Source organism: Streptomyces mangrovisoli, assembly GCF_000974985.2.
GTDB lineage: Bacteria > Actinomycetota > Actinomycetes > Streptomycetales > Streptomycetaceae > Streptomyces > Streptomyces mangrovisoli.
On the sequence record NZ_LAVA02000084.1, the window covers coordinates 1 to 21,167 of the forward strand.

A 21,167-nucleotide genomic window follows, 5' to 3' on the forward strand; every position below is an offset into this window, starting at 1 on the left:
CCTGCGCCACCCCCGCCGCCCCGCCGCCCCCGCCGCCCCGGCCGGGGCGGCGCCGCGTCTCCGCCCCGCCCGACAAGTCCCCGACCTGCCGTTATGCGTACTCCGGGGGCCATTGTCAGTGGGCTGGGGTAGCTTCCGGAGTGCTGGGGCGCGACGGAGCGCGGCAGGGACACCACAGGGGTGGGTGGACGATGAGCGACAGCACGACGGCGACGGCGGACGACCTCGAGGTCCGGCTGGAACAGCACCGGACCGAGCTGACCGGGTACTGCTACCGGATGCTGGGTTCCTCCTTCGAGGCCGAGGACGCGGTGCAGGACACCCTGGTCCGCGCCTGGCGGAGCTACGGCACCTTCGAGGGCCGCTCCAGCCTGCGCTCCTGGCTCTACCGGATCGCGACCAACGTGTGCCTGGACATGCTCACGGCGGGCAACAAGCGGGCCCGGCCGATGGACCTCTCCGAGTCGACGCCGCTCGCCTCCGCGGCCCTGTCGCCGCGCGCGGACAGCACGTGGCTGGAGCCGATGCCGGACGCGCGGATACTGCCGCCGTCGGCGAGCGACCCCGCGGAGGCGGCGGTGGCGAAGGAGTCCGTGCGGCTGGCGTTCATGGCCGCGCTGCAGAAGCTGCCGCCCAAACAGCGGGCGGTGCTCATCCTGCGCGAGGTGCTGGCCTGGCGGGCCGCCGAGGTCGCCGAGCTGCTGGACACGTCGGTCGCGTCGGTCAACAGCGCGCTCCAGCGGGCGCGGGCGACGCTGGCGGAGCGGCGGGAGCCCGGCGCGGACGCGGAGGTCTCGGACCCCCTCGACGAGGAGCAGCAGAAACTCCTGGAGCGCTATGTGGCGGCCTTCGAGGGGTACGACATGACGGCGCTGACGGCGCTGCTGCACGAGGACGCGGTCATGTCGATGCCGCCGTTCGACCTGTGGCTGACCGGCCACGACGACATCACGGGCTTCATGACGACGCTGGGCGCGGCCTGCGAGGGCTCGCGGCTGCTGCCCGTGGAGGTCAACGGGCTGCCGGGGTTCGCGCAGTACAAGCCGGACCCGGAGGCGGGTGGCCACGCGCCGTGGGCGATCCAGGTCCTGGAGGTGTCAGAGGGCCGGCTCACCGGGTTCCACTTCTTCCTGGACACCGAGCGGTGGTTCCCGCTGTTCGGCCTCCCCCTCCACCTCGATGCGGAGCCCGACGAGGTCGAGCAGGGCGAGTAGCGGGGGGCCGGCGCCGCGCAGCCGTATGCGCCCTCCGCCGCGCCGGGCCGCGAGCTGGAGCCGGGCGAGCAGGTCCACGACGCCCAGCCCGGGAGGCCCGAGCCCGCCGACGTCGCAGACGACGACCCGGCACCCGGAGACCTCCAGCAGCGCCTGCACAGCGTCGCCGAGCCCCGCCGCCTCGTCCCGGGCGGCGGGGCCGTGCAGCACGAGTACGGCGGGTGTCTTGGCGTCCACGTGCGGTAGACCGGGCGGGCCGATCCAACTCATCGGAGGCCCGACCGGTCGACCGCTCTCAGCCGAGCGGGAAGATGCCGGTGTCGAGAACCAGCTTGAACGGCGCCGGCAGTGTGAGCTCCTCGCCGTATTCCACCGAGGCGAGCACTCGGTACGTGCCGCCCTGTGGCTCTCCGTACAGCGTTGCGGTCGGACGTCCGGACTGCCAGGCGTCCAGCAGGAGGTAGAGCGGCACCCCCGCCACGGCATAGCCGTGGGCCTTCTTGATCCGGTCGTGGTTCGCGTTGCTCGGAGACGTGACCTCGACCACCAGTTCCGCCTCGGTGGCGGGCACCCGTGTGCCACGGCGCAAGGCTTCCCTGGGCACGACGCACAGATCCGGAATGAACAGGCCTCCCGTCTCCGGGCACGTCAGGCCGAGTGTCTGATAGATACCCCAGTTGCAGTCAGGAGGAATGGCACCATACAGGCGTTCATGAAGCAGCTCAGCCGTGTCGTTGTGTTCCTCGGACGGTGGAGGCGACACGGTGATGACCCCTTCGATGATCTCCACCTTGCTGCCCTCGGGAGCGTCCGTCTCCTCCCAGACACGGACGATCTCGTCCCAGCCCGTACCCCTCGGGGACTCGGGCTCGGCACTGAGTGCGCTCATGGCGGTGTCTCCTATCGGTGCGTCACCGATCCCAGCATGCCGAACGGGACCGGTGGGGGTCCACCGGTCCCGTTCACCCGAAAGGGAATTCGCCTGGTCAGGCGATACGTCAGGCGATACGTTCCAGCACGACCGGAGACGCCGAGAACTCCGTGCCCGGGGCCGCGATGTCGTAGGAGCCCTCGACGGACTCCAGGGCGTACGCGAAGCGGTCGGGGGTGTCGGTGTGCAGGGTCAGCAGGGGCTGGCCCGCGGTGACCGTGTCGCCGGGCTTGGCGTGCAGCTCGACGCCGGCGCCCGCCTGCACCGGGTCCTCCTTGCGGGCGCGGCCGGCGCCGAGGCGCCAGGCGGCGACGCCGATGCCGTAGGCGTCGAGACGGGTCAGGACGCCGGTCGAGGGGGCCGTGATGACGTGCTGCTCCTTCGAGGTGGGCAGCGGGGCGTCCGGGTCTCCGCCCTGGGCGGCGATCATGCGGCGCCACACGTCCATGGCGGAGCCGTCGGCCAGCGCCTTCGCCGGGTCCGCGTCCTTGATGCCCGCCGCGGCGAGCATCTCCTGGGCGAGGGCGACGGTCAGCTCGACGACGTCCGCGGGACCGCCGCCGGCCAGCACCTCCAGCGACTCGCGGACCTCAAGCGCGTTGCCCGCGGTCAGGCCGAGCGGGGTGCTCATGTCGGTGAGCAGGGCGACCGTCCGCACGCCGTGGTCGGTGCCGAGGCCCACCATCGTGGAGGCCAGCTCACGGGCGTCCTCGACGGTCTTCATGAAGGCGCCGGTGCCGACCTTCACGTCGAGGACCAGCGAGCCGGTGCCCTCGGCGATCTTCTTCGACATGATCGAGGAGGCGATCAGCGGGATCGCCTCGACCGTGCCGGTGACGTCGCGCAGCGCGTAGAGCTTCTTGTCGGCCGGGGCCAGGCCGTCGCCGGCCGCGCAGATCACGGCGCCGGTGGTGTCGAGGACGTGCAGCATCTCCTCGTTGGAGAGCAGCGCGCGCCAGCCCGGGATCGACTCCAGCTTGTCGAGGGTGCCGCCGGTGTGGCCGAGGCCGCGGCCGGACAGCTGGGGCACCGCGGCGCCGCAGGCGGCGACCAGCGGCGCGAGCGGCAGGGTGATCTTGTCGCCGACGCCGCCGGTGGAGTGCTTGTCGGCGGTCGGGCGGGAGAGGGCGGAGAAGTCCATGCGCTCGCCGGAGGCGATCATCGCCGCGGTCCAGCGGGCGATCTCCCGGCGGTTCATGCCGTTGAGCAGGATGGCCATGGCGAGGGCCGACATCTGCTCGTCGGCGACCTCGCCGCGCGTGTAGGCGTCGATGACCCAGTCGATCTGCGCGTCGCTGAGCTCACCGCGGTCCCGCTTGGTGCGGATGACGGAGATGGCGTCCATGGCCATGGCGTGCGTTCCTTCCGGGGTGGCGAAGAGTACGGCCCCTCGCGGCGGCCGGCGGATGGCCGGGCGGTCGCGGAGGGGCCGTGGGCATTACTTGGTGAGGTGGTCGGGCCCGAATGCCTGGGGCAGCATCCGCGACAGCGGCAGGATGCCCTCCGGGGTGTCGAGCAGCAGGTCGGGGCCGCCGAACTCGTAGAGCAGCTGGCGGCAGCGCCCGCACGGCACGAGGCTCGCGCCGGTGCCGTCCACACAGGTGAAGTGGGTGAGCCGGCCGCCCCCGGTGCGCTGGAGCTCCGAGACCAGACCGCACTCGGCGCACAGCCCGAGGCCGTAGGAGGCGTTCTCGACGTTGCAGCCGGAGACCGTGCGGCCGTCGTCGACCAGGGCGGCGGCGCCGACCGGGAAGCCCGAGTAGGGAGCGTAGGCGTGGGTCATCGACTCCCGCGCCAGGGCGCGCAGTGCGTCCCAGTCGACGTCGGCCGCGGTGGTCACTTGCCCTGTCCCTTCCGGTACGGCAGGCCGTCCGCCTTCGGCATCCTGAGGGACTGCGCGGACAGCGACAGCACCAGCAGGGTGACGACGTACGGGGTGGCGGTCACGACCTGGCGCGGGACCTCGTTGGTGGTGGCGTACCAGACGAACATGAGGACGCCGATCACCGCGGTCACCACGCCCGGCACGTACCTCTTGCGCCAGACGAGGTAGGCCGCGCCGATCACCAGCAGGATGGCGATCAGCAGGATCAGCGCGTGGACGTTGACCGTGCCGCCGCGCAGGTTGAGGCTGTCGGTGTAGCCGAACAGGCCGGCGCCGAGGGCGAGGCCGCCCGGCATCCAGTTGCCGAAGATCATCGCGGCGAGACCGATGTAGCCACGGCCCGCGGTCTGCCCGTCGAGGTAGACGTTGGAGGCGACGATCGACAGGAACGCGCCGCCGAGGCCGGCGAAGCCGCCGGAGATGATCACGGCGATGTACTTGTACTTGTAGACGTTGACGCCGAGGGACTCCGCCGCGACCGGGTTCTCGCCGCAGGAGCGCAGGCGCAGGCCGAAGGCGGTGCGCCAGAGCACCCACCAGGTGACCGGGACCAGGGCGACCGCGATGACCGTGAGCGGCGACAGGTCGGTGACCAGGCCGCCGATCAGACCGGCGAGGTCGGAGATCAGGAACCAGTGCTTCTGGTTGAGCGTGTCCAGCCAGCTCGACAGGCCGGGGACGTCGAAGGTGCCCAGTGAGTCGATCGGCGGGGACTGCTTCGAGGAGCCCTCGGTGGTGTTGGCGAAGGTGAACTTCGACAGGTAGCGGGTGGCGCCGAGGGCCAGGATGTTCAGCGCCACACCGGAGACGATGTGGTTGACGTTGAACGTGACGGTGGCGATGGCGTGCAGCAGCGCCCCGAGCGCGCCGCCGATGATGCCGAAGACGACACCGACCCAGGGACCCCACTGGTAGCCGGCCCAGGCGCCGAACCAGGTGCCGAGGATCATCATGCCTTCGAGGCCGATGTTGACGACGCCGGAGCGCTCCGACCACAGGCCGCCGAGACCGGCCAGACCGATCGGGACGGCGAGCCGGAGAGCCGTGGACATCTGGCCGGTCGAGGTGATGCCGTCCGCGCCCGTGATCAGGCGGACGATCGAGGTCAGGACCAGCACACCCGCGATGATCAGCAGGAGCACCGGGAGCGAGAACGTGCGGCCGCCCCGGGCGGGACGCTGCGCCTGCGGCTTGGCGACGGTAGCGCTGGACATCAGGCCGTCACTCCCTTCGACTCGGAGTTCTTCTTGGCGGCCTCGGCGGCCAGTTCGGCGCCGACCCGGCTCTGCTGCCGGCGCAGGCCCCACTGGCGTACGGCCTCGTAGGAGATGACGACGGCGAACACGATCAGGCCTTCCATGATCGTGGCGATCTCCTTCTCGTACGGAGTCGGAGTCGCGAAGTCGAGGGCGGGGGACGCCTTCTCGAGGAAGGCCCACAGCAGCGCGGCCAGCGCGATGCCGCCGGGGTTGTTGCGGCCGAGCAGGGCGATGCCGATGGCGGTGAAGCCGAGGCCGGCCGGGAAGCTCAGGCTGTAGGTGTGGGTGTCGCCGAGCAGCAGGGGCAGGCCGGCCAGGCCCGCGACCGCGCCGGAGATCAGCATGGATACCAGGATCATGCGGCGGGCGTCGACACCGGAGGCCGCGGCGGCGGTCTCGGAGGCGCCGGTGGCGCGCAGGTCGAAGCCGAAGCGGGTGCGGTTGAGGACGATCCAGTAGCCGATGCCGAGCAGGATCGCGAGGAAGACCAGGCCGTAGATCTCGCCGACGTCCGAGCCGAGGTTGATGCCGGGGATCCAGCCGGACTTGTGCATGACGCCGGTGGTCATGTTGTCGCCGACCTGCACGCCCCACACGTTGGCGAGGGTGACGTAGCCGATGACGCTCGTGGCGATGGCGTTCAGCATGATCGTCGCGACGACCTCGCTGACCCCTCGGGTGACCTTCAGGACGCCCGCGATGCCGGCCCAGAAGGCGCCGGTGCACATGGCGACCAGGAGCAGCAGGACGACCTGGAGGGGGGCCGGCAGGTTGACGTTCGCGCCGACCACGGCGGTCATCACCGCGGCGAGGCGGTACTGGCCGTCGACGCCGATGTTGAAGAGGTTCATGCGGAAGCCGAGGGCGACCGCGATGGCGGCGATGTAGTACAGCGACGCCTGGTTGACGATCAGCACCTGCACGTCGGAGTACGACAGCTGCTGGAGCATCAGCCGGTACGGCTCGAACGGGTTGCGGTCGGAGGCGAGCAGGACGACCGAGGTCAGCGCGATCGCCAGGACCAGGGCGATGACCGGGCCGGCCACCGCGATGAGCATGCGCTCCTTGTCGAACTTCTTCATCGGTCCTCGTCCTCCGCAGCGGCGTCGTCCGCGGTCTCGTCAGCGTGCTCCAGATGGCCGGACGCGGCGCCGGTCATGGCCGAGCCGAGCTCCTCCGGGGTGATCGTGGCGGGGTCCGCGTCCGCGACCAGCCTGCCGTCGTAGATCACGCGGAGGGTGTCCGACAGGCCGATCAGCTCGTCCAGGTCGGCGGAGATGAGCAGCACCGCGAGGCCTTCGCGGCGGGCCGCGCGGATGTGGTCCCAGATCGCGGCCTGCGCGCCGACGTCGACGCCCCGGGTGGGGTGGGCGGCGATCAGGAACTTGGGGTCGTGGCTCATCTCGCGGCCGACGATGAGCTTCTGCTGGTTGCCGCCGGACAGGGAGGCTGCGGTGACATCGATGCCCGGGGTGCGGACGTCGTACGCCTCGACGATGCGGCGGGTGTCCTCCTGGGCGCCCTTCGGGTCGAGCCAGAAGCCCTTGGCGTTGGGGCGCTCGGTGACATGGCCGAGGATGCGGTTCTCCCAGAGCGGGGCCTCCAGCAGCAGGCCGTGCCGGTGGCGGTCCTCGGGGATGTAGGCGATGCCGCTCTCGCGCCGCTTGCGGGTGGGCTGGGAGGTGATGTCCTTGCCCTCGAAGACGATGTCGCCCGAGTCGGCGTTCTTCAGGCCGATGAGGGCCTCGATCAGCTCGGTCTGCCCGTTGCCCTCGACGCCCGCGATGCCCATGACCTCACCGGCGTGAATGGTGAAGGTGACGTCGTCCAGGACGCGCTTGGCGCCCTCGATCGTGGGGCTGGTGTCGGTGAGGACGCTGCCTGCGGTGGTGGAGCCGGCGACCGTGGTGGCGCTGGCGACGGGGGCCGCGACCTCGCCGAGGGAGGCGCCGCCGGTGGCGTAGACGGTGAGGTTGCGGACCTCGACGACGGCCCGGTCGGTGACCGTGGACTCGGCGGTCTCCGGGGTCGGCAGCTCGCTGCCCACCATCATCTCGGCGAGCTGGCGCGGGGTGGTCTCGGAGGGGATCGCGGTGCCCACGGTGGTGCCGCGGCGGATGACGGTGATGTCGTCGGCGACCGACAGCACCTCGCCCAGCTTGTGGGAGATGAAGATGACGGAGAGGCCCTCGGACTTCAGCTCGCGCAGGTTGCCGAAGAGCGCGTCGACCTCCTGCGGGACGAGCACCGCGGTCGGCTCGTCGAGGATCAGGATGCGGGCGCCGCGGAAGAGGACCTTGAGGATCTCCACGCGCTGGCGGTCGGCGACGCCGAGGTCCTCGACGAGGACGTCGGGGCGGACCCCGAGGCCGTAGCGGTCGGAGAGCTCCTTGATCTTCTTGCGGGCGCCGCCGCCGATGCCGTACAGCTTCTCGCTGCCCAGCACGACGTTCTCCAGCACGGTCAGGTTGTCGGCCAGCATGAAGTGCTGGTGGACCATGCCGATGCCGCGGCCGATGGCGTCGGCCGGGCTGCCGAAGACGACCTCCTGGCCGTCCACGGCGATGGTGCCCTCGTCCGGCTTCTGCATGCCGTAGAGGATCTTCATCAGGGTCGACTTGCCGGCGCCGTTCTCACCCACGAGGGCATGCACGGTGCCTTTGCGTACGGTCAGGTGGATGTCGCTGTTGGCGACCACACCGGGGAACCGTTTGGTGATCCCCTGCAACTCGACCGCGATGTCGGACGGAGCGGTGAGCGGAGGGCTGCTGGACGCGTCGATGGCGCACTCTCCTTGGGAAAGGGGCCGCTCTACGCGCGTAGCGCCCCTGCTTTAAATAGTGCCCGGACCTGACCGATCGCTTTTCGTTCTCGATCCGTTCCGAGCATTCTGCCGCGCGAACGGGGCGCGGGGAGTTTCATCCTCTCCGCACCCCGTTCCGTGGTCGTAACGCTGCCATTGCAGCGCCGCTGTGACCATGGGCCGGCCGGACCTGTGTGCCGTCCGTGACCCTAGGGCCGCGCGTCGATCAAGAGGTCTTGACCGTGATCGTGCCGTTCTTGATGCCTTCCTCGGCCTTCTTCAGCGCCGCCTGGAGCTCGGCGTTGTTCTTGAAGGTCGGGTTGGAGTCGGCCAGGCCGACACCGCCGTTGGACAGCGAGCCACGGACCTCGCCGGACAGCGGCTTCTTGTCCTTGATGACGGACTTCGACAGGTCGTACACCGCACCCTGCACGTTCTTCAGCGCGGAGGTGAGGATGTAGTTCTTGTACGGGGCCAGCGCGGCCTGCTTGTACTGGTCGGAGTCGACGCCGATCGCCCAGACCTTGTGGGCGGCGGCGGCCTTGATGACACCCTGGCCGGAGAGGCCGGCCGCGGCGTAGATCACGTCGGCGCCGTCGGCGATCTGGCCCTCGGCGGCGGTCTCGCCCTTGTCGGGGCTGGAGAAGCCGCCCTCGGCCGCGGTCTGGGTCAGGTACTGGGCCTTGACCTTGACGCTCGGCTTGGTGTCCTTGACGCCCTGCTCGTAGCCCGCCTCGAACTTGTGGATCAGCGGGACGTCCACGCCGCCGATGAAGCCGACGGTGTTGGTCTTGGTGGTGAGCGCGGCGGCGACACCGGCGAGGTACGAGGACTGCTCCTCGTGGAACACCATGTCGGCGACGTTCTTCTTGTTGATGGTGTTGTCGTCAATGATGCCGAACGTCGTGTTCGGGAACTTGGCCGCGGCCTCCTTGACGGCGGGCGCGTACGCGTAGCCGACGCCGATGACCGGGTTGTAGCCGGACTTGGCCAGGGTCTCCAGACGCTGCACCTTGTCGGCGTCGGACTCGTTGTCCTGCGGCTCGATGTCCCGACCGCCGACGTTGAAGTCCTTCTGGGCCTGCTGGAAGCCCGCGTACGCGGCGTCGTTGAAGGACTGGTCGCCCTTGCCGCCGACGTCGTAAGCAAGGCCGATGCCCTTGCTCTCGTTGCTGCCGCTGGAGGACGAGCTCGACGAGCTGCCGCAGGCGGATACGGTGACTGCAAGTGCAGCGGTTGCAACGCCTGCAACCGCGATACGGGACACCCGGCGCATGGAACGTGACTCCTTTGTGCAAGCGCCCAACCAGGCGCTGGTTCCGCCGCAGCGTAACGCGCGTAGACCAGACGGAAAAACCCTTCTGTCCGGTCCGTTACCGAGCTGTGGCCACAGATGACACAAACCTTACGGACGACTGAACGCCCCATGCGGGACGCAAGGGGCGTTCAGTCTGCAACGATGCCCGACCGGAGCAGATTCGGCGACCGGAAGGGTCAAGAGAAGGTCACTTGGTGTTGACCGTGACCTTGCCGTCGATGATGTCCTGCTTGGCCTTGTTCACCGCGTCCACGACCTCGGTCATGGCCTGGTACTTCGGGTTGGAGTCGGCGAAGCCCACGCCGCCGGTCTTCAGGGTGCCCTCGACCACACCGCTCTCCGGCTTGCCGTCCACGACCGACTTCGCGAGGTCGTAGACCGCGCCGCCGACGTTCTTCAGCGCGGAGCCGAGGATGTACTCCTTGTAGTTCCCGAGCGCGGACTGCTTGTACTGGTCGGAGTCGACGCCGATCGCCCAGATCTTCGCGGCGGACGCGGCCTGGATGACGCCCTGGCCGGAGAGCCCGGCCGCGTGGTAGATCACGTCCGCGCCCGCGTCGATCTGGCCCTGGGCGGCGGCCTTGCCCTTGTCGGGGCTGGAGAAGCCGCCCTCGGCCGCCGTCTGGGTCAGGTACTGCGACTCGATCTTGATCTTCGGGTTGACGGACTTGGCGCCCTGGTCGAAGCCCGCCTCGAAGGTGTGGATCAGCGGGATGTCCACGCCGCCGATGAAGCCGATGTGGTCCTTCTTGGTCGCCGACGCGGCGGCCACGCCCGCGAGGTAGGAGGACTGCTCGGCGGCGAAGACCAGGTCGGCGACGTTGTCGGCCTTGATGGTCGAGTCGTCGATCATGCCGAAGGTGATCTTCGGGTACTTCGCGGCGACCTCCTTGACCGCGGGGGCGTAGGAGTAGCCGACCCCGATGATCGGGTTGTAACCGGCCTTGGCGAGCGTCTCCAGACGCTGGATCTTGTCCGCGTCGGACTCGTTGTCCTGCGGCTCGATGTCCCGGCCGCCGATCTTGAAGTCCTTCTCCGCCTTCGAGAAGCCGTCGAACGCCGCGTCGTTGAAGGACTGGTCGCCCTTGCCGCCGACGTCGTAGGCGAGACCGATGCCCTTGCCGGTGTACTTGCCGTCCTTGGACGTGTCACCGGCCGAATCGCTGCTGGACTTGCCGCACCCGGCGGCCGCGAGGGCGATGACAGCGACGGTCACCGCGGTTCGGGAGAACCTGGTCCTACGAGAGTTCAGACGCACAGCAAGCCCCTTCATCCCCACGGCGCCGTCACCGGCCCGCTTCCCCAATGTGCCGCCAGTGGTGGCGAGTTCGGCGCACAGTAACGCGCGTAGAAGGGGAGGGGAACGGGGTTTCTCGCGGCCGTTATCGATTCGTGCCGCCCGCGCGTTACAGCCTCGTTCCCCGGGTTACACCGGGGTGACACAAGTGGACGAAGGGGCGCCAAAGCGGGCGCCCCTTCGTCCGGACCTGTCCGACCCGTCCGACCCGCCGGTCAGTTCCCCGCGTCCAGCAGGGCGGCGGCGGTGAACAGCTCCACGCCCACGGTGATCGCGTGTTCGTCGGCGTCGAAGTCGCCCTGGTGCAGGTCGCGCACGGTCCGCTCGCCCGGGGTGCGCACGCCGAGCCGCGCCATCGCGCCGGGCACCTGCTCCAGGTACCAGGAGAAGTCCTCGCCGCCGAGGCTCTGCTCGGTGCCCTCGACGGACTCGGCGCCGCGCCGCACGGTCATCGCGTCCCGCAGCAGCCCGGTCACGTCCGCGTCGTTGACCACGGGCGGCACCCCGCGGACGTAGTTGATCTCGGACTTGGCGCCGTGCAGGTTGGCGACCTCGTCGATGGCCGCCACGACGATGTCGGGCGCCGCCCGCCAGGCCTCGATGTCGAGGCAGCGCACGGTGCCGGAGAGCTCGGCGTGCTGCGGGATGACGTTCGGCGCGTGACCGGACTCGATCCGGCCCCAGGTGACCGCGAGGCCGCTGCGGGTGTCGACCCGCCGGCCCACCAGCGCGGGCACGTCGACGGCCACCCGGGCCGCCGCGGTGACCAGGTCGGTGGTCAGATGCGGTCGCGCGGTGTGCCCGCCGGGTCCGTCCAGGGCGACCTCCAGACGGTCGCAGGCGGAGGTGATGGCGCCGGTGCGCAGGCCGATCCGGCCGGCGTCGACGCGGGGGTCGCAGTGCACGGCGATCATCCGCCCGACCCCCTCCAGCGCGCCGCCCGCGATGGCGTCGGCGGCGCCGCCGGGCAGCACCTCCTCGGCGGGCTGGAAGACCAGCCGCACCGGGCGCGGCAGCCGGCCCTCGCGGTGCAGGCCTGCCAGGACCAGGCCGGCGCCCAGCACCACGGTGGTGTGCACGTCGTGACCGCAGGCGTGGGCCCGGTCGGGCACGGTCGAGCGGTAGGCGCACTCGCTCTTGGTGTCCGGGATGGGCAGGGCGTCGATGTCCGCCCGCAGGGCGAGCATGGGCGTGACGCCGTCCCACTCGCCGATGTCGCAGACGAGTCCGGTCCCCACGGCGAGTACGCGCGGCTCGAGGCCGGCCGTCTCCAGGCGCGCCTTGATGGCCGCCGTCGTGCGGAACTCCTGATTGCCGAGCTCGGGGTGCATGTGCAGGTCGCGCCGGAACGCGACGAGCTCGGCGAACAGCGCCTCGCTCAGCGTTCCGGGGAGTGCGTCACCGGGGAGGTCGGCCTCGGACTCTCGGGACATCAATTGGTTCACCCTCTGAAGGGTAGGACGCCCGGCCGGTCAACTGACCCTCGATCAACAAAACTTCAGCCCGTTAGGGTAAGAAATTCTGGCCACCGCAGGCATGACCGGTGGGTGAGATGGGTAAACTCGCCCGCTCGCGGCCGAGTGGATCATGGAATCCACGGGTGGTGACTTCCGTCACATCCCGTTACCCGTCTCCCATTCTCGTTGCTTCCTTCAACGGATACCACGCAGGGCCGCAGCCACGCTCGAACGCCTGCGGCGGGCTCGCATGACATCCGGCCGCGGCCCGGTGGGGGGCTGGTCGCGCAGTTCCCCGCGCCCCTGCCGGGCGCACCCGCCGTTCCCGGCCGCGGGCCGGTGGGGGTCGAGCGCGCAGTTCCCCGCGCCCCTGACGGGGCTGCCGGTCACCTCCTGGGGGCGCGGGGAACTGCGCGACCAGCCACGACAGGTCCGCACCCGGACAGGGGCAGCCGTTCGGGTGCAAGGGGGCTATACGGCCGTCACGGCCGCCAGGCGGTGGACGTCGCGAGCCGTGCCCGTGACGCCGGAGAGGAAGCCCTGGGCCCGCGGCGAGGCGTTCTCCGTGAGCCAGGCCGGGTCGATGTCGCAGACCGCGACCCGCACCCCCGTGCCGGCCAGCGCCAGCGGCAGGGTGTGGACCACGGTCGACGGGAAGCTGAGGATGGTGGCGCCTATCGGCCCGCGCCGGGCGATCAGCTCCAGCGGCAGGTCGGGGCGGACGATCTCGAGACCGGTCTCCCCCGCGAGCCGGTGCAGCTTCTCCGTGTTCTCCCGCCGGTGCGCGAAGTAGCGGGTGACGCCGTGCGCCCTGGCGAGGACGCGGACGGCCTCCAGGTAGTGCGCGTCGTCCACGACACCGGTCTCCACCAGGGAGGTGCCGACCATGTCGGCGCCCTTGGTGATGCGCGGTGGCCCGAACCGGGCGCGGGTCCACGCGAAGTCGTTGGCCGTGACGGTGACCCCGTCCGGCACGTCGTCGATCGGCATGGAGGAGAAAACCTCCACCGTGCGCCGGCCGGTCGGCGTGAGTCTGCGCCGCGCCGAGGCGGACACGGGGGCGAACAGCAGGTCCCGGGGGCCAGGGCGGCCGCCCTTGCGGTGCCAGCGCACCAGCCGCTCCCCGCGGGCGAGCTGCGCGACGAACTCCATCGTCGCGGTGCCGTCGTCGACGACGACCAGCTCGCGGGCCCGGGTGATGGTCAGCAGCAGCTGGACGTAGCGGGAGAACGGGTCGCCCATCACCACCCGGCCGGCCCGGCGCAGCAGCGGCGCGAGTCCCCCGACGGTCTGGAAGGGCGCGGTGGTGCCGCCCCGCGCCTCCTCCCAGCGGACCTCGTACCCCTCGTCCCGGGCCAGCTCCGCCATGCGGCGCAGCTGGCCCCGGGTCATGGGGTCGGTCGGGGACAGGACGACGAGAGTGAGTGCCGCGCCGAGCGTGCCGGAGTCACCGGGTGCGTGCGCGTACGCCCATTCCAGGACGTTCAGCAGCTGCACCGGGCTCTCCACGAAGGCGAGCGTGTGGGGGGTGAAGCCGGCGGTGCCGGCGCGGGTGCTCATCGGGTTCGTCCGTCCCCTGACCGTGGGTGGTCCCGGCTCAGACGGCCAGCGGCTCGCCGGCCGCCGCGGCGATCTCCGCCTCGGCGACGACGCCGGAGACGCGGCGCAGCTTCTTCATCGGGCCGAGCTCGGAGTCGTAGACCTTCTTGACGCCGTCACCGAGGGACTCCTCGATAGTGCGGATGTCGCGGACCAGGCGGACGAGGCCCTGCGGCTCGACCGAGGCGGCCTGGTCCGAGCCCCACATGGCGCGGTCGAGGGTGATGTGGCGCTCGACGAAGGTGGCGCCGAGGGCGACCGCGGCGAGCGTGGTCTGCAGGCCGGTCTCGTGGCCGGAGTAGCCGATCGGGACGTTCGGGAACTCCTTCTCCAGCGTGTTGATCACGCGGAGGTTCAGCTCGTCGGCCTTGGCCGGGTAGGTGGAGGTGGCGTGGCACATCAGGATGTTGTCCGAGCCGAGGACCTCGACCGCGTGGCGGATCTGCTTCGGGGTGGACATGCCGGTGGAGAGGATCACCGCGCGGCCGGTGGCGCGCAGGGCGCGCAGCAGCTCGTCGTCGGTGAGGGAGGCGGAGGCCACCTTGTGGGCGGGGACGTCGAACTTCTCCAGGAAGGCGACGGCCTCGGTGTCCCACGGGGAGGCGAACCAGTCGATGCCCTGCTTCTTGCAGTGCTCGTCGATCTGGCGGTACTCGTCCTCACCGAACTCCACGCGGTGGCGGTAGTCGATGTAGGTCATCCGGCCCCAGGGGGTGTCGCGCTCGATGTCCCACTGGTCGCGCGGGGTGCAGATCTCCGGGGTGCGCTTCTGGAACTTGACGGCGTCGCAGCCGGCCTCGGCCGCCACGTCGATGAGCTTGAAGGCGTTCTCCAGCTCCCCGTTGTGGTTGATGCCGATCTCGCCGCAGATGTAGACGGGCTTGCCGGGGCCGACCTCACGCGAACCGAAGTTGCGAATGCGGGAGTTGGTGCTCATGGGGGATTTCCTTACTTGGAGAGAGGGTCGAGAGAGTCGAGAGAGGGTCCGAGGATCCAGCCGGCGATCTCTCGGATCGCGCCGTCGCCACCGGGGACGGTGGTGACCACGCGTGCGGCGCCGCGTACGACGTCGTGGGCGCTGGCGACCGCCACGGGCCAGCCCACGAGGGCGAAGCACGGGAGGTCGTTGACGTCGTTGCCGACGTAGAGCACGCGCTCCGGCGCGATGCCCTGTTCCTCGCACCACTGCTTGAGCGCGAGGTCCTTGCGGTCGATGCCGTGCAGGACCGGGATCTTCAGCTTCCGGGCCCTGGCGGCGACCACCGGGTTCTGTTCCGTGGACAGGATCAGCATCTTGAGCCCGCTCTTGCGCAGGGCCGCGATGCCGAGTCCGTCCCCGCGGTGCACGGAGACGAACTCCCGTCCGTCGGAGTCGATCAGCACCCGATCGTCGGTCTGGGTGCCGTCGAAGTCGAGGACCACCGCGTCGATGTCGTCGGCGGTGGGCAGCGAACCGGGGCGGTCCGCGTCGAAGAGGGGGGCCAGCGCACGGGCGCGGGCGAGGTCGTGCGGATCGTCGATCTCCAGCACCCGCGCGGGGTCGGTGCGCACCAGTTCGGTACGGCCGAAGAAGCGGTGCTGGTGCTTGCGGAAGCCCGCCGCGTCCATCGCGTAGGCGGCGCCGGTCTCCAGGAAGTCCTGGGGGCGGTCCTGGCGGCGCGGGCGGAAGGACTTCTCGTGGTTGACGCCGAGGCCGCCCTCGCCCGCCTCGTCGGAGTGGCGCCAGACGAAGCCGTGGAAGGGGGCGACGGTCACCGCGGTGTCCGCGCCCTGCTCGGCGACCGCCCCGGCCACGCCGTCGACGTCCTCGCGGATCAGGAAGGGGCTGGTGCACTGGACGAGGAGGACCACGTCGACGGAGGCGCCGTGCAGGGTCTCGTGGGCGTCCATCGCGTGCAGCACGGCCGCCTCGGAGGTGGCGGTGTCGCCGGCGATGACGGCGGGACGCAGCACGACCTCGGCGCCCGCCTCGCGGGCGGCGGCGGCGATGGCCTGGTCGTCGGTGGAGACGACGACGTCGGTGACGAGCCGGGTGGCGAGGCACTCGCGGACCGCTCGCGCGACCAGCGGCACGCCGCCGATGGGCGCGAGGTTCTTCGCGGGCACTCCCTTGGAGCCGCCGCGCGCGGGGATCACGGCGAGGATGCGCCGCTCCCCGACTGCTGTGTCGGACATGGACTTTTCTCCTTGGTGGCTCACAGCTCCCCCATCCGCCGGATCACGGGGGCGACGCGCTGGACGCCGTGGCGGTAGGCGCCGCGCGCCGCGCGGCGGACGATCTGCCGGACCGGCCCCGGGGCCTTGTCGGCGGCGGGCGCGCCGGGCAGCGGGGCCCCGTCGGGGCCGAGGTGGTGGCGGGCGAGGATGCCCGGGAGGTAACCGGGCGCGGTGCGCAGCGTGTAGTAGGGGTCGAGGGGCGCGAGACCGCCGGGGCGGTCGAGCAGCTTGCCGATGCGCTCGCGCGCCGCGTCGAAGGCCGCGTCGTACGACGCCCCGCCGGCCGCGACCCCCTGCCGGGCCACCCACGCGGGGTCGGGCTCGGGCCGGTGACCGGCGTCGAGCTGGTCCCAGGAGGCGAGGCAGCCGGAGCCGACGAAGTGGTGGTTGCCGAGCCCCTCGCGCACCCCGAGGTCGGTGAGCAGCACCGTCGGGATCTGGCGGTGCAGCGACTCCAGGGCGGCGGTGGAACTGACGGTGACCAGCAGGTCGGTGCGGTCGAGGACCTCGCCCATGTGCCCGTAGACCAGCTTGAGGTTGGCGGGCAGGTCCTGGCTCTGCGCCAGCTTCTGGTAGGGCAGTTCCTCGATGTGCGTGGTGTGCTCGCCCGGCTTGGAGCGCAGCTTGAGCAGCACCTCGCGCTCGGGGTGGCGGCGGGCGTGCCGGATCAGCCGCTCCAGCAGGTAGGCACGGTCCTTGCGGCTCTCCGGCACGGAGGGCTGCGCGGCGAACACCACCGTGTAGGGCTCGTGTTCACCGGTGTAGGGCGCGCCGCCGAGGAAGGGCAGCGCCACCTCGGTCACCGCGGTCGCCTCGGCGCCCACCCCGTCGTACACGGCCCGGAAACGGTCGGCGTCCTGGCGGGAGTTGGCGAGGACGAGGTCCGCGCCGTGCCGCAGCAGCAGGCCGTCGGCGAGCTTCTCGTAGACGACGCCGACGTATCCGGTGACGACGACGGGGCGTTCGGTGGTGTCGGCCCACAGGTGCCGCAGCCCGTGCAGCATCGCCTGCACGCCGCCGCCGACCAGCGCGAGGACCAGGACGTCGTAGGACTGCTCGCGCAGGGCGCGCAGGAACTCGACGCCGGTGACCTCACGGAGGGACTCGGCGTGGACGCCGACTTCCGCGAGCTGACGGGGGGTCGGGGTGGCACGGCCCCGGAGCAGGTAGCCGTCGAGCCGCATCTCCGTGCCGGCGGGCAGGAGGCGTTGCGCGGTGAGCGCACCCCATTTCCACCGGGTGTCGGAGTCGGCGAGGACGGCAACTCGTCGGGACTTCGTTGGACTTGCTGGCACGTCGAAGACCGTAGGAAGCGATTCCCAGGATCCGCCCAACCCGAATTGAACAAGAGGTTAACAGCGCCCCGCCGAATAGGGAATCAGGTCCGGTTTCCACAGCAAAAAAACCTGGTTCACAGGTTCGCCACGCGTCGTTCACCTGACATCAAGTTCACAGAAAGGAGGGGTGACGGGCCGCACCCTAACGTCCGACGGGTGGTCAAGCTCTCCGTCATCGTGCCGTTCTACAACGTGCAGCAATACGCGCCCGACACTCTGAAGAGTCTGCGTGCGAACGCACGTGACGACTTCGAATTCATTCTCGTCGACGACTGTTCCCGCGACGGGACCCCGGACATTCTCGCGCGCGCGGAGCGCGAACTGCCCGGCGCGGTCCTCGTGAGACACGAACAGAACGGAGGACTGGCCACCGCCCGCAACACCGGAATCGATCGCGCACGGGGCGAGTACCTCACCTTCCTCGACGGGGACGACTGGCTCGCTCCCGGCTATTACCCACAACTGGTCGCCGCCATCGAGGATCTGGGCTGCGATTTCGTCCGTACCGATCATGTGCAGTGCACCGCGCGGGCCCGTGCCGTGCACCGGGTGCCCGTCGGGCGCCGGGGTGTCGTGCTCGACCCGCGCGACGCGATCCTGCCGCCCGACCGCTCCACCTCCGTGGACTACGCGTACGCGTGGGCGGGGATCTACCACCGCCGGCTGGTGGACCGGGGGCTGCTGCACTTCACCGACGGACTGCGCACGGCGGAGGACCGGCCGTGGATCTGGAAGCTGCACCGGCGGGCCGAATCCTTCGCCGCCGTGGGCCTGCTGGGCGTTTTCTACCGGCGCGGAGTCGCCTCCTCTCTCACCCAGATCGGTGATGTGCGTCAACTCGATTTCATTCGCGCATTCGACCAGGTGATCGAGGAGACGGCGGCCGATCCCGATGCCGATAAGCTGCTGCCGAAAGCGGTGCGCACCTATTGCGCGATCATGGCTCATCATCTGGGCTCGATCGAGAGGTTCGAACCCGCGGTGGCCAGAAAATTGCGTTCACTGAGTTCCGCGGCGCTGAAGCGAATGCCGCAGGACGTGCTGGCGGAGGTAATGGACACGATGGACCAGCAGCGGGCGGCCCGGCTCCGGCGCCTCAAGCGCAGGCCCACCGGCGCGCGGACGGTGGCCGCCTGATGCCACGCACCACCCGTATCTTCTGCGCGTCGACGCTCTACGGCGCCGCCACCCTGGCCGCCGCTCTCGACGCGGGCCTGTTCTCGCCGGTCGACCGCCAGTTGCTGCTGATCACGAACAACTCGGCGACCCCCGAGACCACGCCGTCCGTCGACGCGATGCCCGGCTTCGCCGCCGTGCGCGACCGCTTCGACGAGGTGCTGTCGTGGAACGAGACCATCTCGCCGTTCCACCCGGGCGGTTGGGCGCCGCGCGCCGACGACGTCCCCATGTGGGAGCGGTACGTACGGCTGCTGTGGAACCTCGGCGACGACGAGGTGCAGCTCGCCGTGGAGTCCGTCCAGGTCAACCCGGCGCTCGCGCTGTGCCAGCTGTTCACCGGCGCCCCCGTCGACGTCTACGCGGACGGCCTCATAAGCTACGGCCCCACGCGCGACAAGATCGACCCGCTGGTCGGCACCCGGATCGGCCGGCTGCTGCACCTCGATCTGGTCCCGGGCCTCACCCCGCTGCTGCTCACCGAGTTCGACGTGCGCCCGGAACTCGTACCGGCCGAGGCGTTCCTGAAGGTGCTCGGCGAACTCGCCGAACCCGAGAGCGAACTGGCCGAATTCACCCGGGCGTCCGGGGCGCTCGGATCAGCCGGGTCGGCCGGGTCGGCCGTACCTCCCGCCGCCGACGAGCGGCCCGCGCTGCTGCTCGGCCAGTACCTGTCCGCCCTCGGCATCCTCACCGACGCCGAGGAGGAGGGGCTGCATCTGCGCATGGTCGGCGGCGCGGTGGCGCTCGGCCACCGCACGCTCGTCTTCAAGCCGCACCCCACCGCCCCGGCCCGCTGGTCGCGGCTCCTGGAGGACCGGGCGGCCGAACTGGGCGCGCGCCTGAGCGTCCTCGACCGGCCAGTCCTCGCCGAGGTGGCGTTCCAGCGGATGCGCCCGGCGCTCGTCGTGGGCTGCTTCTCCACCGCCCTGTTCACCGCGGCCGGTTTCTACGGCATCCCGGTGGCCCGGGTCGGCACCGACACCCTGCTGGCCCGGCTCACGCCGTACCAGAACAGCAACCGGGTGCCGCTCACCCTGGCCGACGCGCTGCTGCCCGACCTCGCGGACCGGGCGGCCGTCGAGGCGTGGTCCATGCCGGGGGCGGAGCAGGGCGCCGCGCTGGCCGGACTGCTCGCGGCGGTCGGTTTCGCGATGCAGCCCAAGATCCACCCGCAGCTGCGGGGGGCGGCCGAGGAGTACCTCTCGCGGCATCTCTCGCCGCGCACCTGGCGGTACTTCAAGCGCCGCCGGCTGACCTCGCTGGCCCTGCCGGGCGCCCTACCGGCGCAGCTGTCGTTCATCCCGCGCAATGCCACGGTCCGCCGGCTGGCCCGCCGCGCCCGCGCGCTGAGCCGGGCGGCCAAGCGCTGACCGGGCGGTACGGCTCGCCCCGGGCCGTACCGCCCCTGCCCTGTTCCCGGCCCGCGGGTGCGCGGGCCGCCGCCGCGCCTCGCGGGAGCGGCGGCCTCCGCGCCCGCGGGCCCCTCGCAGAAAGCCCCGGGATGAATCCCACCGACCTGGTCCCCAAGCCGTCGATACCCGGCACCCCGGCCGCCGCGGACGCGCCCGCACCCGCACCCGCCCGGCAGCGGTCCGGCGGGGCCCGGCTGCGGGCGCTGGACGGCCTGCGGCTGCTGGCCGCCCTGATGGTCTGCCTCTACCACTTCGCCGGCAAGAACGGCCCGGTGGACGCCTCCTGGCACCAGTCCCCCGGCATCATGTTCCCGACGCTGTCCCGCCTCGCGGTCTACGGCTGCCTCGGCGTGCAGTTCTTCTTCGTCATCAGCGGCTTCGTGATCTGCATGAGCAGCTGGGGCCGCACCCTGGGCGACTTCGTCCGCTCCCGGGTCACCCGCATCTACCCGGCCTACTGGACCGCCCTGTTCATCGTGGCGGGCGCCTCCCTGCTGCTGCCGGTCGTCGTCAAGCCGCTGCGGATGGACGAGTTCCTGGTGAACCTGACCCTGCTCCAGCAGCCGATGGGCGTGCCGCGGGTGCTGGGCGTGTGCTGGACGCTCTGGGTCGAGGTGCGCTTCTACGCGCTGTTCGGGCTGTTCGTGGTCTGGCGGGGCGTCACCTACCGCCGGGTGGTGATGTTCTGCGCCGTGTGGACGTTCGTGTCGATGTTCGCGCGCGTCGCGCACAGCGAGCTCGCCGACCAGCTGGTGATGCGCGACCACGCGCCGTTCTTCATCGGCGGGCTGGCCCTGTACCTGATCCACCGCCACGGCGGCAATCTGATGCTGTGGGGCATCGTCGGCATGTCCCTGCTGCTCGGCCAGCGCTACTCGGTGACGGCGCTGTGGCACCCGGGCATGCACGGCGACTTCCACCGCGACCCGCATGTGATCGAGCTGATCGTCACGCTCGCCTTCGCGTCCGTCGCGGTGGTCGCGGTCGGCTGGACCCACTGGGCGAACTGGCGCTGGCTGACCACGGCCGGCGCGCTGACGTACCCCTTCTACCTGATCCACGAGCACCTGGGCTGGTTCGCCATCCGGGTGCTGCACCGGGGCCTCGGGCTGCCGCCGTACGCCACCCTGGCGCTGACCGTGGCCGGACTGCTCGTGCTCGCCCATCTCATGCACCGGTTCGTGGAGAAGCCGCTCGGGCCGCGGATGAAGCGGGCCCTCGTGAGCCGGCCGGCCGGGGCGCCCGTGACGCGCTGAGAC

The 21,167-nt window shown here is 70.8% G+C and carries 18 protein-coding genes; 4 read left to right on the forward strand and 14 right to left on the reverse strand.

Annotation, left to right across the window (positions count from 1 at the left end):
- Positions 1–191: 191 nt before the first annotated feature.
- Positions 192–1,214 (forward strand): sigma-70 family RNA polymerase sigma factor, encoded by a 1,023-nt coding sequence (locus WN71_RS29955; protein WP_046584886.1) that lies wholly within the window; start codon positions 192–194, stop codon positions 1,212–1,214.
- Here the strand turns inward: WN71_RS29955 and WN71_RS40290 are convergent.
- The 14 genes from WN71_RS40290 to WN71_RS30020 all read right to left on the reverse strand — a co-directional run bounded on the left by WN71_RS40290 (position 1,098) and on the right by WN71_RS30020 (position 17,275).
- Positions 1,098–1,484, reverse strand: coding sequence for an STAS domain-containing protein (locus WN71_RS40290; RefSeq protein WP_143074889.1), 387 nt, complete (start codon positions 1,482–1,484; stop codon positions 1,098–1,100). The two genes, WN71_RS29955 and WN71_RS40290, sit on opposite strands and share 117 nt — an antisense overlap.
- Before the next feature lie 25 nt (positions 1,485–1,509).
- The gene (locus tag WN71_RS29960) at positions 1,510–2,103 is read right to left on the reverse strand and encodes a Uma2 family endonuclease (protein ID WP_046584885.1); all 594 of its coding nucleotides are present in this window, start codon (positions 2,101–2,103) and stop codon (positions 1,510–1,512) included.
- Between the two features lie 109 nt (positions 2,104–2,212).
- Complete coding sequence (locus WN71_RS29965; protein WP_046584884.1) at positions 2,213–3,496, reverse strand: thymidine phosphorylase; 1,284 nt, start codon at positions 3,494–3,496, stop codon at positions 2,213–2,215.
- 87 nt (positions 3,497–3,583) lie between these two features.
- The gene (locus tag WN71_RS29970; protein ID WP_079178217.1) at positions 3,584–3,985 is read right to left on the reverse strand and encodes a cytidine deaminase; all 402 of its coding nucleotides are present in this window, start codon (positions 3,983–3,985) and stop codon (positions 3,584–3,586) included.
- Entirely contained in the window at positions 3,982–5,244 is a 1,263-nt protein-coding gene (locus WN71_RS29975) for an ABC transporter permease (RefSeq protein WP_046584883.1), read from the reverse strand. The genes WN71_RS29970 and WN71_RS29975 overlap by 4 nt, the downstream gene beginning before the upstream one ends.
- A complete protein-coding gene (locus tag WN71_RS29980; RefSeq protein ID WP_046584882.1) occupies positions 5,244–6,371 on the reverse strand; it encodes an ABC transporter permease in 1,128 nt (375 codons plus the stop codon). The genes WN71_RS29975 and WN71_RS29980 overlap by 1 nt, the downstream gene beginning before the upstream one ends.
- Positions 6,368–8,071, reverse strand: coding sequence for an ABC transporter ATP-binding protein (locus WN71_RS29985; RefSeq protein WP_167382968.1), 1,704 nt, complete (start codon positions 8,069–8,071; stop codon positions 6,368–6,370). Before WN71_RS29985 ends, WN71_RS29980 begins: the two co-directional genes overlap by 4 nt.
- Before the next feature lie 247 nt (positions 8,072–8,318).
- Positions 8,319–9,368, reverse strand: a complete 1,050-nt coding sequence (locus WN71_RS29990; RefSeq protein WP_046584880.1) for a BMP family lipoprotein — start codon at positions 9,366–9,368, stop codon at positions 8,319–8,321.
- A 229-nt stretch (positions 9,369–9,597) separates the two neighbouring features.
- Positions 9,598–10,626 (reverse strand): BMP family lipoprotein, encoded by a 1,029-nt coding sequence (locus WN71_RS29995; protein ID WP_046584879.1) that lies wholly within the window; start codon positions 10,624–10,626, stop codon positions 9,598–9,600.
- 296 nt (positions 10,627–10,922) lie between these two features.
- Positions 10,923–12,140, reverse strand: a complete 1,218-nt coding sequence (locus WN71_RS30000) for an amidohydrolase (RefSeq protein WP_046584878.1) — start codon at positions 12,138–12,140, stop codon at positions 10,923–10,925.
- Positions 12,141–12,635: 495 nt separating this feature from the next.
- Positions 12,636–13,724 carry a hypothetical protein gene (locus tag WN71_RS30005; protein ID WP_046584877.1) on the reverse strand — a complete coding sequence of 363 codons (1,089 nt, stop codon included), beginning with the start codon at positions 13,722–13,724 and terminating at the stop codon, positions 12,636–12,638.
- 37 nt (positions 13,725–13,761) lie between these two features.
- Positions 13,762–14,700, reverse strand: a complete 939-nt coding sequence (locus tag WN71_RS30010; protein ID WP_046584876.1) for an N-acetylneuraminate synthase family protein — start codon at positions 14,698–14,700, stop codon at positions 13,762–13,764.
- Between the two features lie 11 nt (positions 14,701–14,711).
- A complete protein-coding gene (locus WN71_RS30015; protein WP_046584875.1) occupies positions 14,712–15,938 on the reverse strand; it encodes an N-acylneuraminate cytidylyltransferase in 1,227 nt (408 codons plus the stop codon).
- A 20-nt stretch (positions 15,939–15,958) separates the two neighbouring features.
- Positions 15,959–17,275 (reverse strand): DUF6716 putative glycosyltransferase, encoded by a 1,317-nt coding sequence (locus WN71_RS30020; protein WP_046584874.1) that lies wholly within the window; start codon positions 17,273–17,275, stop codon positions 15,959–15,961.
- A 198-nt stretch (positions 17,276–17,473) separates the two neighbouring features.
- Here WN71_RS30020 and WN71_RS30025 point away from each other — a divergent pair, with 198 nt between their 5' ends.
- The 3 genes from WN71_RS30025 (at position 17,474) to WN71_RS30035 (ending at position 21,164) form a co-directional block, all read left to right on the forward strand.
- Positions 17,474–18,454, forward strand: coding sequence for a glycosyltransferase family 2 protein (locus tag WN71_RS30025; RefSeq protein ID WP_046584873.1), 981 nt, complete (start codon positions 17,474–17,476; stop codon positions 18,452–18,454).
- A complete protein-coding gene (locus tag WN71_RS30030) occupies positions 18,454–19,866 on the forward strand; it encodes a polysialyltransferase family glycosyltransferase (RefSeq protein WP_046584872.1) in 1,413 nt (470 codons plus the stop codon). Before WN71_RS30025 ends, WN71_RS30030 begins: the two co-directional genes overlap by 1 nt.
- Positions 19,867–19,997: 131 nt before the next feature.
- Positions 19,998–21,164 (forward strand): acyltransferase family protein, encoded by a 1,167-nt coding sequence (locus tag WN71_RS30035; RefSeq protein WP_206300176.1) that lies wholly within the window; start codon positions 19,998–20,000, stop codon positions 21,162–21,164.
- Positions 21,165–21,167: the final 3 nt, after the last annotated feature.

What these genes read in the sequence shown, in the direction of transcription:
- WN71_RS30035 (WP_206300176.1), top strand. Translation starts at nt 19,998, where the DNA reads ATGAATCCCACCGACCTGGTCCCCAAGCCGTCGATACCCGGCACCCCG.
- WN71_RS29975 (WP_046584883.1), bottom strand. Translation starts at nt 5,244, where the DNA reads ATGTCCAGCGCTACCGTCGCCAAGCCGCAGGCGCAGCGTCCCGCCCGG.
- WN71_RS29955 (WP_046584886.1), top strand. Translation starts at nt 192, where the DNA reads ATGAGCGACAGCACGACGGCGACGGCGGACGACCTCGAGGTCCGGCTG.
- WN71_RS29965 (WP_046584884.1), bottom strand. Translation starts at nt 3,496, where the DNA reads ATGGCCATGGACGCCATCTCCGTCATCCGCACCAAGCGGGACCGCGGT.
- WN71_RS30005 (WP_046584877.1), bottom strand. Translation starts at nt 13,724, where the DNA reads ATGAGCACCCGCGCCGGCACCGCCGGCTTCACCCCCCACACGCTCGCC.
- WN71_RS30030 (WP_046584872.1), top strand. Translation starts at nt 18,454, where the DNA reads ATGCCACGCACCACCCGTATCTTCTGCGCGTCGACGCTCTACGGCGCC.
- WN71_RS30015 (WP_046584875.1), bottom strand. Translation starts at nt 15,938, where the DNA reads ATGTCCGACACAGCAGTCGGGGAGCGGCGCATCCTCGCCGTGATCCCC.
- WN71_RS29980 (WP_046584882.1), bottom strand. Translation starts at nt 6,371, where the DNA reads ATGAAGAAGTTCGACAAGGAGCGCATGCTCATCGCGGTGGCCGGCCCG.
- WN71_RS30000 (WP_046584878.1), bottom strand. Translation starts at nt 12,140, where the DNA reads ATGTCCCGAGAGTCCGAGGCCGACCTCCCCGGTGACGCACTCCCCGGA.
- WN71_RS30010 (WP_046584876.1), bottom strand. Translation starts at nt 14,700, where the DNA reads ATGAGCACCAACTCCCGCATTCGCAACTTCGGTTCGCGTGAGGTCGGC.
- WN71_RS29960 (WP_046584885.1), bottom strand. Translation starts at nt 2,103, where the DNA reads ATGAGCGCACTCAGTGCCGAGCCCGAGTCCCCGAGGGGTACGGGCTGG.
- WN71_RS29990 (WP_046584880.1), bottom strand. Translation starts at nt 9,368, where the DNA reads ATGCGCCGGGTGTCCCGTATCGCGGTTGCAGGCGTTGCAACCGCTGCA.
- WN71_RS40290 (WP_143074889.1), bottom strand. Translation starts at nt 1,484, where the DNA reads ATGAGTTGGATCGGCCCGCCCGGTCTACCGCACGTGGACGCCAAGACA.